The 13,695-nt window shown below is 72.5% G+C and carries 12 protein-coding genes; 9 read left to right on the plus strand and 3 right to left on the minus strand.

Annotation, left to right across the window (positions count from 1 at the left end):
• From ACQKIP_RS23970 to ACQKIP_RS23990, 5 genes are all read left to right on the plus strand, one after another.
• Positions 1 to 2,162: DEAD/DEAH box helicase (locus ACQKIP_RS23970; RefSeq protein ID WP_427744022.1), on the plus strand; the 2,162-nt coding region annotated here is incomplete at its 5' end.
• Entirely contained in the window at positions 2,159 to 3,559 is a 1,401-nt protein-coding gene (locus ACQKIP_RS23975; RefSeq protein WP_365853023.1) for an SWIM zinc finger family protein, read from the plus strand. The genes ACQKIP_RS23970 and ACQKIP_RS23975, both read left to right, overlap by 4 nt.
• Before the next feature lie 562 nt (positions 3,560 to 4,121).
• A complete protein-coding gene (locus ACQKIP_RS23980; protein WP_365853025.1) occupies positions 4,122 to 4,727 on the plus strand; it encodes a Uma2 family endonuclease in 606 nt (201 codons plus the stop codon).
• Positions 4,728 to 4,822: 95 nt separating this feature from the next.
• The gene (locus ACQKIP_RS23985; protein WP_365853027.1) at positions 4,823 to 5,371 is read left to right on the plus strand and encodes a CchlQ; all 549 of its coding nucleotides are present in this window, start codon (positions 4,823 to 4,825) and stop codon (positions 5,369 to 5,371) included.
• A gap of 164 nt (positions 5,372 to 5,535) precedes the next feature.
• On the plus strand, positions 5,536 to 7,371 hold the full coding sequence (locus ACQKIP_RS23990) for an FUSC family protein (protein WP_365853029.1): 1,836 nt from the start codon (positions 5,536 to 5,538) through the stop codon (positions 7,369 to 7,371).
• A 25-nt stretch (positions 7,372 to 7,396) separates the two neighbouring features.
• On the opposite strand, the gene ACQKIP_RS23995 is transcribed toward ACQKIP_RS23990, so the two are convergent.
• The gene (locus tag ACQKIP_RS23995; RefSeq protein WP_365853031.1) at positions 7,397 to 7,882 is read right to left on the minus strand and encodes a DUF3574 domain-containing protein; all 486 of its coding nucleotides are present in this window, start codon (positions 7,880 to 7,882) and stop codon (positions 7,397 to 7,399) included.
• A gap of 264 nt (positions 7,883 to 8,146) precedes the next feature.
• Here ACQKIP_RS23995 and ACQKIP_RS24000 point away from each other — a divergent pair, with 264 nt between their 5' ends.
• Complete coding sequence (locus ACQKIP_RS24000; RefSeq protein WP_365853033.1) at positions 8,147 to 9,208, plus strand: phosphatidylinositol-specific phospholipase C domain-containing protein; 1,062 nt, start codon at positions 8,147 to 8,149, stop codon at positions 9,206 to 9,208.
• A 3-nt stretch (positions 9,209 to 9,211) separates the two neighbouring features.
• Here ACQKIP_RS24000 and ACQKIP_RS24005 read toward each other — a convergent pair whose 3' ends face one another.
• Positions 9,212 to 9,709 (minus strand): winged helix-turn-helix transcriptional regulator, encoded by a 498-nt coding sequence (locus ACQKIP_RS24005; protein WP_365853035.1) that lies wholly within the window; start codon positions 9,707 to 9,709, stop codon positions 9,212 to 9,214.
• Positions 9,710 to 9,810: 101 nt separating this feature from the next.
• On the opposite strand from ACQKIP_RS24005, the gene ACQKIP_RS24010 reads away from it, so the two are divergent.
• Positions 9,811 to 10,257, plus strand: coding sequence for a nuclear transport factor 2 family protein (locus tag ACQKIP_RS24010; RefSeq protein ID WP_365853037.1), 447 nt, complete (start codon positions 9,811 to 9,813; stop codon positions 10,255 to 10,257).
• Here the strand turns inward: ACQKIP_RS24010 and ACQKIP_RS24015 are convergent.
• The gene (locus tag ACQKIP_RS24015) at positions 10,254 to 11,210 is read right to left on the minus strand and encodes an endonuclease/exonuclease/phosphatase family protein (protein WP_365853039.1); all 957 of its coding nucleotides are present in this window, start codon (positions 11,208 to 11,210) and stop codon (positions 10,254 to 10,256) included. The genes ACQKIP_RS24010 and ACQKIP_RS24015 overlap by 4 nt on opposite strands.
• A gap of 104 nt (positions 11,211 to 11,314) precedes the next feature.
• Between ACQKIP_RS24015 and ACQKIP_RS24020 the strand changes: the two genes are divergently transcribed.
• Together ACQKIP_RS24020 and ACQKIP_RS24025 are read left to right on the plus strand one after the other, a co-directional pair.
• Positions 11,315 to 12,676, plus strand: coding sequence for an amidohydrolase (locus ACQKIP_RS24020; RefSeq protein ID WP_365853041.1), 1,362 nt, complete (start codon positions 11,315 to 11,317; stop codon positions 12,674 to 12,676).
• Between the two features lie 242 nt (positions 12,677 to 12,918).
• Positions 12,919 to 13,608 carry a DUF899 domain-containing protein gene (locus ACQKIP_RS24025; protein WP_365853043.1) on the plus strand — a complete coding sequence of 230 codons (690 nt, stop codon included), beginning with the start codon at positions 12,919 to 12,921 and terminating at the stop codon, positions 13,606 to 13,608.
• Positions 13,609 to 13,695: the final 87 nt, after the last annotated feature.

The following is a 13,695-nucleotide window of genomic DNA, read 5'->3' on the forward strand; positions in this document are numbered from 1 at the left end:
GCCCCCGGGAGAGCATGGCGAGCCCGGCGGCAGCCGTCGTGCAGGTGCACAGCCTCGCCGATCCCACCCTCGTCGCGGACGCCGCGCAACTCTGGTCCGGGGCAGACCACTTCGGGCCCCGCGCCCGTATCGACACCCTCCTCGCCGTGCGGCGCGCGGCCCGCGTGTGGCAGCCGCTCGCCCGCCTCATGGAGCGGCCCGTGCCCGACGTACTGCCGCTGAGCGAGGGCGAGTTGTACGAACTCCTCGGCGTCGCCACGACCAGGCTGGGCGCTGCGGGCGTGGCCGTGCACTGGCCCCGCGAGCTGACGCGCGGCCTCACGGCGACCGCCGTCGTGCGCCCCGCGCCCGGCACGGCGGCCGACAACTTCGACTTCTTCAAGACCGAGCAACTCCTCGAATTCCGGTGGCAGTTGGCGCTCGGCCCCGGTGACGGAGCGGGTGACGGGGAAGAGGGGCCCCTCACCGAGGCGGAGATGGACATCCTGGCGGAGGCGCACCGCCCGGTCGTACGCCTCCGTGACCAGTGGGTCCTGGTCGACCCCGAACTCGTACGCAAGGCGCGCAAGAGGGATCTGGGCCTCCTGGACCCGGTGGATGCGCTCTCCGTCGCGCTGACGGGCGCGGCGGAGGTGGAGGGCGAGCGGGTCGATGCGGTCCCGACCGGCGCCCTGGCCCGCCTCCGCGAGCGCCTGACCGACGACCTGCGCCCCATCGCTGCGCCGCCCGCCCTCGCCGCCACCCTGCGCGACTACCAGCTGAGGGGCCTGGCCTGGCTCGACCGGATGACCTCGCTCGGCCTCGGCGGCTGCCTCGCCGACGACATGGGCCTCGGCAAGACGGTCACCCTGATCGCCCTCCACCTGCACCGCGCCCGCCCCGAACCGACGCTCGTGGTCTGCCCGGCCTCGCTGCTCGGCAACTGGCAGCGGGAGATCGAGCGGTTCGCGCCCGGGGTCGCGGTGCGCCGCTTCCACGGGACGGGACGCAGCCTCGACGGCGACCTCACGGGCGGTTTCGTCCTGACGACGTACGGAACGATGCGTACGAGCGCGGCCGAACTGGCCGACCGGCCCTGGGGGTTGGTGGTGGCGGACGAAGCCCAGCACGTCAAGAACCCGCACGCGGCGACGGCGAAGGCGCTGCGTACGATCCCCTCCGCGGCGCGGGTGGCGCTCACCGGCACCCCCGTGGAGAACAACCTCTCCGAACTCTGGGCGCTGCTGGACTGGACGACGCCCGGTCTGCTCGGCCCGCTGAAGTCCTTCCGCGCGCGCCACGCCCGTCTGGTGGAGGGCGGCGAGGACGACGAGGCGATGGCGCGCCTGGCCCGTCTGGTCCGCCCCTTCCTGCTGCGCCGCAAGAAGTCCGACCCGGGAATCGCCCCCGAACTCCCCCCGAAGACGGAGACGGACCACCCGGTCACGCTCACCCGCGAACAGGCCTCGCTCTACGAAGCGGTCGTACGAGAGACACTCGCCCGCATCGAAGCATCCGAGGGCATCGCGCGCAGGGGCCTGGTCATGAAGCTGCTCATGGCCCTGAAGCAGATCTGCAACCACCCGGCGCAGTACCTGAAGGACGGCGAGATCGCCGGACGCGGGGGTGCGGGGGGACGCGGGGGCCGCTCCCGCTCGGGGAAACTGGAACTGCTCGACGAACTCCTCGACACGATCCTGGCGGAGGACGGCGCGGTCCTGGTCTTCACGCAGTACGTGGAGATGGCCCGCCTCCTGGAGTCGCACCTCGCCGCGCGCGGCATCGGCACCCAGCTCCTGCACGGGGGTACGCCGGTGCGGCGCAGGGAGGAGATGGTGGACCGCTTCCAGTCGGGCGACGCGCCGGTCTTCCTGCTGTCCCTCAAGGCCGCGGGCACGGGCCTGAACCTCACCAGGGCGGGTCACGTCATCCACTACGACCGCTGGTGGAACCCGGCGGTGGAGGAACAGGCCACGGACCGCGCCTACCGCATCGGCCAGACCCAGCCGGTCCAGGTCCACCGCCTGATCACGGAGGGCACGGTGGAGGACCGCATCGCCGAACTTCTCGCGGCGAAGCAGGCGTTGGCGGACGCGGTCCTGGGCGAGGGCGGCGAGTCGGCACTCACGGAACTCTCGGATGCGGAACTGGCGGACCTGGTGTCGTTGCGGAGGGTGTCGTGAGGGGCGGGGGCGTCGGCGGAGGCGTCGGCAGGGGTGGTGCGCGCGCCGGGGGTGGTGCGCGCGGCTCGGGTGTCGGCGGGGGTGGTGCGCGCGCCGGGGGTGGCCGCACGGGAATCACCGCCGTCAGCCGTGGGACAGGCACCGGCGCCGGACGCGTCTTCCCGCCGCTGCCCGGGCACCCCGACCCGCACGCCCCGTTCGCCGCCTCCTGGTGGGGCAACGCCTGGATCGGCGCCCTGGAGGGCACATCGCTCGACGCGGGACGCCTTGCCCGCGGGCGGGCCTACGCCCGTGAAGGGCACGTCGACACGATCACCGTCGCACCGGGCCGCATCGTGGCGTACGTGCACGGCAGCAGGCCCCGCCCGTACCGCGCCGAGATCCGCATGCGCACCCTCACGCCGGAGGACTGGAACAACTTCCTGGACGCGGTGGCCACGGAACCGGCGCACATCGCGGCGCTCCTGGACAAGGACATGCCGCACGCGCTGGCGGACGCGGCGGAACACTCCGGAGTCCAACTCCTGCCGGGACCGGGGGACTTGGTTCCGTCCTGCACCTGCCCCGACCACGGCCGCCCCTGCAAACACGCGGCGGCGCTCACCTACCAGACGGCGAGGCTCCTGGACGCCGACCCCTTCGTACTCCTCCTGCTGCGCGGCGGCGACGAACAGGCGCTCCTCGACGAACTGGCCCAGCGCAACGCGCACCGGGCGGCCAGGGAGCAAGCCGCCACCTCGGACGGCGCGAGCACCGCGAGACTCCCCGGAACCCTGGCCAGGGACACCCTGTCCACGACCTACCGCCCGCCGCTCCCGCCCCCGTTCCCGCCCCCCGCCCACCCGGGCGAGCCCCCGCTGCTCCCCTCCGTCCCCGGAGCCCCCGACCCCACGTCCCTGGAGTTCCTGGCCACGGACACGGCGAGCCGGGCCCACGCGTACCTGGCCACCGGCGCGGACCCGTTCCCCGCCGCCGACCCCTGGCGCGACGCGGTCCGCCTCGCCGCCTCCCACCCCGGCCTCACGGGCCGCCGCAGCTTCAGCCGCCAGTTCGCCGACCTCGCCGAAGCGGTGGGCCACACCCCCGCCGACCTCGCCCGCGCCGCCGCGGCCTGGCGCCAGGGCGGCGAGGAGGGCCTGGCGGTCCTCGAATCCCCCTGGGACCCTCCGGCAGGCCCCTTCGACCGAGCCCGCGGCGCCCTCGTCGCAGCGGACCTCCCCCGCATGACCATCCACCACAACCACCTCACGAACCCCTCCGGCTCCCTCCAACTCCGCTACGGCAGAGACGCCCGCTGGTACCCGTACCGCAGCGAGCCGGGCCGGGACGACTGGTGGCCGGAGGGGGAGGCGGACGCGGATCCGGTGGGCGCGCTGAGCACGGCGATCGGCCCGTAGGGGACGTCCGCGGGCAACCGCCGGCACGCGGAATCGTGTGCCCCGGTGAGGTGCGACGCTCTGCTAGGGAACGGGTCAGAAGCCCTCCCGACCGAGCCCGGACCCCGTACGCCCACCTTCCCCAACTCCCCTGTTCACACGTTCTGATGACTCGGCGTCCGCGATGCGGAGAGGTGGGGTACGGTCGGCCGCAGCGCAGGACCGGAGCGCGACACCCACAACAAAACAGTCGGCCCCCGACTGGACTGCAATCCAGACCGAGGGCCTGACCAACCAGGAAAAGTAACTTCCCGATGGTTGATCCGCGCTGGCCCCCGCCGTCGACGCCCGGCCGGCCTGCGACGTCACGCCCGCCCGGATCACGCGCACGCTCACCGCGAACCTCACCCCCGATCCACAGCCTGTCCATCACCCCGCCGCTTCGTCCGTACCCACGACGCCACTGAGTTGTGGCCGACTGCCGCACGGACATCCCGGTCGCAGCCTGAACCCTGTCGTAAAGTGAGGCAGCACCTATGAGCTCTGAGGCTGTTCTTGGCCCGTGCAGCAAGGAGGAGGCATCTTGGCCGGCCCGGCCCACCACTCCATCCCGGTCCGCCGGGGGCATCTGCGCGAGGCCGCCGAAAGCATCGAGCAGGCTACGGGTATGCGCGTCGAGATCATCGGGGGAACCCTCGTGATGTCCCCGAGCCCGAGCGGCAAGCACGCCGGGATCGTCATCGATCTGCGCGACGCCATCAGGCCGGGCCTGACCGCGGTGCAGGAGGCCTTCGAGAACGTATCCGTGCCGATGCCCGACGATCCGGACGACTACGCGACCCCGGATCTGACCATCGGCCCGCGGGCGTTCAAGGACGATGACGGCTGGTTGCTGGACGCCGACGCGGTCGAGTTGGCCGTGGAGGTCATCTCACCGAATGAGCGGCTCAAAGGAATCAACGAGAAGACCGCGTGGTACGCAGCCGCGGGCGTCCCGCGCCTGCTCCAGATCGACCCGCGCACGGGAACGTGGTCTCTGTTCACGCGCCCCGGGGAGGGCGAATACAGGGGTGTCGTCCACGGCAAGTACGGCGAGGCCGTACCGCTTCCCGCCGAACTCGGCGCCGATCTCGACACGACCGGCCTTCCTGCGTATCGCACACCGCCCGGTGACTCACCGTCCCCGTGAGGCAGCGCCCGAAGCCCCGCCCCGGCCCCTGTTCTCCGTGGCCCTCCACGCGTAGATTCCAGACCTCGATGCCGTGATCATTTTTTGGGGGAGTCGTGGACTGGGGGACGCTCGTCGCGGCGGTGAGCGGTGGTTTCATCGCCATCACCGGCACCGTTCTCGCCGATCATCTGCGCAATCGCCATGAGGCCGGCCGGGGCCTCAACGAGCGGCGGCGGGCGGTGTACATCGAGTTCATCAGCGCCGCCGAGGCGTGCCACTCGCGGCTGCGGCAGATCGCGCAGGAGCCCGGCGCGGGAGACGACCTGGACGCGGTCACGCGCGCGGCACTGGCGGATGCCGCCGTCTACGAGGTGCGCGAACGGCTGTTCATCGACGCGAGCTCCGCCGTCGCCGGCGCGGGGCAGGTGATGTTCGAGCGGCTCCGCGCGCTGCGCAAGGCGGTCGCGACGGGTGCCACGCCGACGTCGCTCGCCTTTCATGACGCCTACCACCCCTACATAGGCAGCGTCTGGAGCTATCGGGTCGCCGTACGCAAAGAGCTTGACGGGCAGTCCCTCTCGCCCGAAGCGTTCGGGTGGTCCAGGTGGGACGGCAGGGAGCGGTGCTCGCTGTGCCCGGGGGAGGCGGACGGCAGGGCGTGATGCTGTCCCGGCGGCGTTCACGAAACCGTCACCGGGCGTCACGTCGCCGAAATACGCCTGTCCCTTCCCCTCCAGAAACTCCGTTTAGGCTTGATCGCAAGCCCAGGCCGATGTCGTCCGGTGGTACGTACCCGTTCCGATGACGACTGGAGCATGTGAGTCCGGTGATCCCGCGCGCAGCTTCTCTTCCGCCCTGGCTCGGCCATGCCCTGCGTACGCAGCGTGGGCCCGTGCCCTGGCACTCCGTGGTGCGGGGTGCCCTGGCCGCGGGGCCGTTGCTGTGCGCGGGCTTGGTTGCCGGGCGGGTGTCTCTTGGCGTGGTGGCCGCGCTCGGGGCCATGCTCGCCGGGATCAATGACCGGCCCGGCGGGCGGCGCGTCGCCGTGCGGCGGCTCGGGGTGCCCGCGCTCGCGGGCGCGGGCGGGATGCTCTTCGGGGCGTACGTCGCCGACAGTGCGGGCGGGGCGTATCTGCTGCCGCTGCTGTTCGCCGTGCTCGGGCTGATTGCCGGTGCGGTCAGCGCCGTCGGGCCCGTTGCCTCGGCCGGCGGCACGCAGTTGCTCGTCGCCGCCGCCATCGGGGCCGGGATGCCCTCGCCGGAGTCCGGCTGGCAGCGGGCGCTCTTCTTCCTCGCCGGAGCCGCCTGGCTGATCCTGCTGCGGCTCCTGCTGCCCTCGCCCTCGCCGGGCAAGGGACTGGTCGGCGCCGCTCGCCCCTATCGCCTCGACGGGGAGCGTGCCGCCGTCCGTGCCGCGTACGAAGCCGTCGCCGCACTGCTCGACGCCGTCGGCACCCCACAGGCGACCGCCCGCCGCGCCGCCCTCACGGCCGCGCTCGACCACGCACAGGACGCCCTCTCGGGGCCGCGCCTGCGCCGGCACGCCAGTTCGGCCGCCGAGCGCCGGCTGCACGCGCAGTACCTCGCCGCCCTGCCGCTCGGTGAGGCGGCGACCGCGCTCGCCTGGGCCGGAGTGCCGCTGCCGGAGCGTGCGGGGGAGGGGCCGCGCCGTCTCGCCGCCGCCGTCCGCGACGGCGTCCCCTGCGGACCGCTGCCCGCGCCCGCCCGCTCCGGAGCCGGGCTCCGCGCCCTCGACGACGCCCTGCTGCACGCCGCCGAGGCCTTCGACAGCGGCACCGCGCGGCCCCCGCACGGCCGCCGCCGCGGACCCCTCGACGTACTGCGCACGGCGGCGGGCCCCGGCGGGCGCGAGTACGGCGTGCGCGTCGCGCTCTGCTTCGGGGCGAGCGCCGCCGTCGCGCAGGCCCTGCACCACCCGCACTGGTACTGGCTCCCCGCCACCGCCGTCTTCCTGGTCAAGCCCGACCTCGGCCCGCTGGCCTCCCGCGTCCTGTGCCGCGCGCTCGGCACCGTCATCGGCGCCGTCCTCTTCGCGGGGCTCGCCGCCCTGCTGCCGCGGCCCGCCGGGCTCGTCGCCGTCGTCGCCGTGTGCGGGGCGCTGATCCCCGTCGCCACCCGGCACTTCGCCGCCCAGACCGCCGTCGTCACGGTCCTCGTCCTCGCCCTCGTCATGGTGGGCGGGGAACCGCAGGCCTCCCGGGGGCGGATCGGCGAGACCCTGCTGGCCTGCGGGATCGTCCTGCTCGTCGGGCATCTGCCGTGGCCGGTGCAGCGCGGCGGCCGGGTGCAGGCCCGGCTCGCGGCGGCCCGCGACTCCGCGCACGCCTATCTGCGGCACGTTCTGAGCGGCGCCCACGACGGAGCCCCGGTCGGCGCCGAGCACCGCGCAGCCCGCTGGGCCCTGCGGCGCGACGCCTACCGGACGCTGGCCGAGGCCCGTACCGCGATCGATCTGGCGGCCGCCGAACTCCCCGCCCTCGCCCGGCACTCCGCGGGCTCCGAGCAGGTGGCGGCCACCCTCGAACGCCTCGTCGACACCACGACCGCCTGCGCGGTGCACGTCGACGACACGGGACGCCTGCCGCGGCGCCACGCGGAGCGCATCGACGCGCTGCTCGCGGAGCTCACCACGGTGGCCTGACCGACCCGGAATCCATGGGCGTGCCTCAGAAGTCCACCCGCACCCTGTCGTCGAGCCGCGCCACCGAATCCTGCGCGTACTCCTTCACGTAGTCCTTGCGGATGTCCTCGATCAGCGCGTCACGCTTGTGTGCCTGCGACGTCGGATACAGCAGGATCAGCTCGTACGAACGCTCACGCTCGATCTTGCCGTTCGAGTCCCGCCACTGGCCGCGGCCGTCCTGCACCGTGAGCCCGTCGGGGAACGACGGCGTCACCTCGTCGTCGATGAACTTCATGAACTGCTTGTCCGTCACGTCGGGTCCGCCGTGGGGGCGTTCGGTGCCGAAGAGGAGGCGCGTCTCCGTGTACGCGTCGCCGCGCGACACCTGCGTCGTGGTCGTCGTGCCGGACGCGTGCGTGTCCGTGTCCAGCGAGGCGTACGCGGCGGGGGCGCCGACGGCGAGCACCGCCGTGGCGGCCGCGGTCACGGCGAGACGGGTGCGCGAGACGCGGGGCAGGGTGAGGGCCATGAGGGCTGATCCCTTTCAGCGGGGGGTGCAGATCAGTTGCTACAGGCGTGCGGATCACTGAGTACGTCGAGGCGTGTCGATCACTGAGTACGTTGATCCATAACGGGCGCAGACAGTAGCGGACACGCCGCACCCCCTGCCCTCTCCCGGACGGCCGCACGGCTGGATATCTCTCCCTGCCCGTAAGCCGCCGTCTTCCCTTCCGACACACAAATCCCATACGTTTCCGGGGACTTGACCGCAGCGGTGGAGGGGACGGCCGGTATGAGGGCACGTACAGGGACAGGTCTTGCCACGGCGGTCGCGGCGGTGGCATCGCTGGCGCTCACCGCCGCCGGTCCCGCGAGCGGCACCACCCCCGCCGCCGAGGACCCCGCACCGCAGTCGCCGTACGCCTCCACGACCGGCGTCGGCGTCCACAACGCCTATGAGAAGGCGAAGTACCCGTACTTCGCCGACGCGCTCGACTCCGGCGCCGGGATGCTCGAACTCGACGTGTGGACCAATGTCTTCGGCAGCGGCTGGCGGGTCTCGCACAGCAACCCGGTCGGGAACGACAACAACTGCGAGAACGCCGCGACTCCGGCCGAATTGCGCACCAAATCCCGCAATCAGAGCTTCGCGGGCTGCCTCACGGACATGAAGAGCTGGCACGACGCCCACCCCGGCCACCGGCCCATCCTCCTGAAAGTGGAGCTGAAGGACGGCTTCCAGGGGAGGAACGGACGCGGGCCCGCCGATCTCGACGCCCTCCTGAAGAGCAAGCTCGGCGACGCCGTCTACCGCCCCGGACAGCTCACCGGCGGGCACGCCACCCTCGACGAGGCCGTACGGAGCGACGGCTGGCCCCTGCGCAGCGCCCTCGCGGGGAAGTTCATCGTCGAGCTCATCCCCGGCACCGTCGAGCAGGGCAACCCGGCCGACACCCTGTGGACGGACCGCGAGTACGCCACGCACCTGCGCGACCTCGCGGCGGCCGGACGCCTGGGTGAGGCCGCGGCCTTCCCCGCCGTGCTCGGCGCCGAGGCGGGCGACCCGCGCGGGCGGTACACGGACGCGGCGATCCGGCCCTGGTTCGTGCTGTTCGACGGCGACGCGTCGAAGTACGCGGGCGGCACCATCGACACCAAGTGGTACGCCGACCGGCGCTATCTGGTCGTCATGTCCGACGCCCACAACGTCGCCCCGGCCATCGACTCCGTGAACCCGACCGAGGCGCAGGCCCGCGACCGCGTCGCCCTGCTCGCCCGCGGCAACGCCAGCATCGTCTCGTCGGACTGGTACCCGCTGCCGGGCGTCTTGTCGACGGTGCTCCCGCGCGGCTGAGCCTCAGTCCCGGGCCAGCACCGTGTGCACCAGCGCGGTCCCCGGCGCCGTCCGCCCACCGGGGCCCGGCGTGTGCGTCACCGTCTGCGCAGTCAGCTCCCCGCCGCAGTGCGCGCACGTCACGCGGGGCTCGGCCGGGTGGCCGCAGGTGTCGTGGACGGGCAGCAGGGGAGGACCGCCGCCGTCGGAGCGGTGGCGGTCGCCCCAGGTCATGAGGGTCAGGACGGTGCCGTAGAGCTCCTTGCCCGCGGGGGTGAGGACGTACTCGTGGCGGACCGGGCGATCCTGATACGCCCGGCGCTCGACGATGCCCTCGGCGGTCAGGTGGTCCAGGCGGTCCGCCAGGATGTTCGTCGCGATGCCCAGATCGGCGCGGAGATCCTCGTAGCGGTTCAGGCCCAGGAACAGGTCGCGCAGGATCAGCACCGTCCACTGGTCCGCGGTCACGGCCGCCGCGCGCGCCACCGAGCAGTGCATCCGGGCAAAGCGTTCACCTCTCATGACGCTCAGCGTAATGGCTTGCTGTTTGCAAGTGGCCTCCCTAGGCTGCGGATCGACGGTCACTTGTTAATTGCAAGCTACTGGGCCACCGGGAGGTGCCGATGTACCACGCCATCGTTCGCAGAAAGGTGCGGGCCCTCTGGCGCACCGCAGGCAACGGCAGCGGCAACCACCGCCCTGCCGTCGCCATGGCCGCCCCCGACCTGAAGTTCCGCTTCGTCGGCGACGGCGTCCTGGGTGCCGAACTGCGCGGCCGCGAAGCCTTCGCCGACTGGTTCGAGCGGGCCGGCCGGTGCATCCCCGGCATGCGGCTCGGCCTCACCGACGTGGTCGTCAAGGGCTGGCCCTGGAACACCACCGTCGTCGTCCGGCTGCACATCGAGGCGACCCTCGCCGACGGCAGCCCCTACGAGAACGAGGGCATCCAGTGGGCCAGGATCCGCTGGGGGCGGATGACGGAGGACACCGTCCTCGAAGACACCCTGCGCCTCGAACAGGCCTGGCAGCGCCAGCAGTCGGCGACAGCAGGGCAGAGCGAGCTGGGTTAGCGCTCGATCCGTATCCACACCGGAGCATGGTCCGAGCCCGGTGCGTTCCGGCGGCCCGCCGGGTCCTCGTCACCGACCGACGGCAGCGCGGTCGCCGCCGTGCCGGGTACGCCCGTGCCCGCCTCGGTGACCAGGCTCAGGAAGCCGCGGCTCGCCAGGACGTGGTCGATCAGCTCCCGGCGGCCCGCGTGGATGCGGGAGTAGCGCTGCTCGGCCGGGATGAGCGGGGCCGTGTTCCACAGCCGGTGGGCGTCGCCCTTGTCCGGATGCTCGAAGCCGGGCGTACCGATCTCGGAGCCCGGCGGGCCGAGCAGGATCTGCGTCGTCGCCGCCGACACCTCGTCGTTCAGGTCGCCGAGCACCACGACGTCGTGATGGCGGCCGTCGCCCTTCAGGAGCCGGTCGGCCACCGAGCGCACCAGCGCGGCCTCGGCCGAGCGCCGGTACAGCGCGTACGCCCCGAAGCGGGCCCGCTCGCCCTCGTCCCGCGGCTGGAACCGGCCGCCGGGGTACGAGAGGAGCTTCGACTTCAGATGGCAGACGGCCACGTCGAAGAAGAAGGCGCGCGTCGTCACCGTCACGGCGAGCACTCCGCGCCCCGCCCGGTCCGCCGGTTTGCCCGAATCACCGGCCTGCACCGGGCGCAGCGGCGCGGGGAAGCGGTTCTCGTCGGCCACGACGAACACCGGCAGCGAGCTGAGGAAGCCGACGCGGATACCGCGCTCGTCCGCGTGCTCCGAGAGCGTGGTGTGCCAGGTGCCCTCCAGCATCCCGGCCAGATCGTCGAGCGCCTCCGGGTCGCCGACCTCCTGCACGCCGAGCACGCTCGGGTTCAGCGCCTTGATCGTCGCCGCGAGCGAGGCGAGCTTCGCCTCGTACGCGGCCTTGTCCTTGGGCCCGAACCTGCCGCCGGGCCGGTAGAGGTTCTCCAGGTTCCAGGTACCGAGGAGCATGACGGGCTCCAACTGTTCGCGCGGGCGGTCGGTTGACGACAGCGTGCTCGCGAAACCCGCGACGCGACAGGGCACGGGATGCGCACTCCCCGTACCGTGAAGAGATGACGCCGCCTCCCGCGCACGGCCCCGCCGATCTCGTCATCACGGGCTGCACGGCCCTCGTCCACGACGCCGGGGGCCGGGCCGGTTTCCTCGACGACGCGGCCGTCGTCGTACGCGACGGCCGCATCGACGCCGTCACCACCACCCCCGCCGTCGCGGACCTCCCGGCCGCCGAGCGCATCGACGCACGCGGCCAGGCGGCCCTGCCCGGGCTGATCAACTGCCATACGCACACGCCGATGGTGGCCCTGCGGGGCATCGCGGAGGATCTGCCGGCGCACGAGTGGTTCAACGACTGGATCTGGCCCATCGAGTCCAATCTGACCGAGCGCGTCGTCGGGCTCGGCGCGCGGCTCGCCTGCGCCGAGATGATCCGGGGCGGCGTGACGACCTTCGCCGACCACTACTTCGCGATGGACACCGTCGCCGACGCCGTGGCGCAGAGCGGTCTGCGCGCCAACCTCGGCGCGGCCTTCTTCTCCTCGCAGGGGCCCGACGGCCGCGCCGCATCCCTGGACTTCGCGCTGCGCAGGCGCGGCGACGCGGACGGCCGCATCACCACCTCGCTCGCCCCGCACGCCCCCTACACCGTCGACGACGCCGACCTCGCCGCGACCGCCGAACTCGCCCGCGAGCACGGCCTCATGGTCCACCTGCACGCCGCCGAGGACCGCGCCCAGACCGACCACAGCCTGGAACGCCACGGCCGTACCCCCATCGAGGTCCTGCACCGCGCGGGCCTGCTCGACGTCGACGTCCTCATCGCGCACGGCACCGGCATCCTCGACCGCGACCTGCCGGTGCTGCGGCAGGGCACGGGACGCATCGCCGTGGCGACCGCGCCGCGCGGCTACCTCAAGTTCGGCTGGGACACCACGCCCGTGCGCGCCCTGCGCGAGATCGGCATCCCCGTGGGCCTCGCCACGGACGGCGCCGCGTCGAACAACACCCTGGACGTGTGGGAGTCCATGACCCTCACCGCACTCGTGCAGAAGTCCGTGCGGCGCGACCCGGCCTGGCTCACCGCGCGCCAGGCCCTCGACCACGCCACGCTCCAGAGCGCGCGGGCCGTCGGCCTCGGCGACGAGATCGGCAGCCTCGCGCCGGGCCGCCGCGCCGACATCGTCCTCGTGGACCTCGCCGGGCCGCACACCCAGCCCGTGCACGACCTCGCGGCCACGCTCGTGCACAGCGCGCGCTCGTCGGACGTCACCACGACCATCGTCGACGGGCGGATCCTGATGCGCGACCGGCGCCTGCTCACCCTCGACGTGCCGGAAATCATCGAGGAGTTGGGCGCCGAACTGCCCGCCCTGATCGACCGCAGCCACGGGAAGCGGATCCAGGACTACCCGGGCTGACAGCCGGCGGGCGAGGGGGCCCGCCTCTCACTGGACGTGGCGCCGGAGGAACTGCGGTGGCGTCCCTCGATGCGGGCGCGCGGACTGCTCGCGCTGCCGGTGACGTTCTGAAGCCCGCCCGGGGTCGCCCGGATTCTTTTGAAGTTTCTTCGCCGGGACCGATGAGTTCCGGCGATCCCGCAGGTCACCCCTCGTAGAAGTACGGATCCGAGGGGCGGGTCCGCAGGAGGGACTGACGGACCATGGGACTTCCCGGCATCGTCACACGCGCGCAGTGGCTCGCCGCGCGCGAGGAACTGCTCGCCAAGGAGAAGGCACAGACCAGGGCGCGTGACGCGCTCAACGCCGAGCGGCGTCGGCTTCCGATGGTCGAGATCGACAAGGAGTACCTGTTCGACGGGGCGGACGGCAAGGCGACGCTGTTCGACCTCTTCGACGGAGACGACCAACTGATCGTCTACCACTTCATGTTCGCCCCGGAGTGGGACGCCGGGTGCCGCAGCTGCTCGGCCTTCCTGGACCAGATCGGGCACCTCGCCCACCTGCGGGCCCGCAGCACGAACTTCATCGCCGTCTCCCGCGCCCCCTTCACCAGGATCCTGCCCTTCAAGGCGCGGATGGGCTGGACGGTGCCTTGGTACTCCTCGTACGACAGCGACTTCAACCACGACTTCGACGCCACCGTCGGCGAGGGCGACGAAGCCCGCGAGCAGCCCGGCCTCAGCTGCTTCCTGCGCGACGGTGACCGGGTCTTCCACACGTACTCGACGTACGACCGGGGCCTGGACTGGGTGGGCTCGTACTCCAGCCTCTTCGATCTCACCGCGCTCGGCCGGCAGGAGGAGTGGGAGGAGCCGAAGGGCCGTTCGACGGGGCTCGGGGCGCCGGCGGGCAGCCCCCGGCTGCGGTATCACGACGAGTACGAGATGTGAGGAACCGCCACAACTCGGTGTCAGGTGCGTCACGTTGCGAGTCCTTTCACACCCCCGGCGCGTTCTACTCCGAAAGAGTCCATGAGC

The sequence above is a fragment of the Streptomyces sp. NPDC059900 genome, assembly GCF_050270335.1.
In the GTDB taxonomy this organism is placed as follows: Bacteria; Actinomycetota; Actinomycetes; order Streptomycetales; family Streptomycetaceae; genus Streptomyces.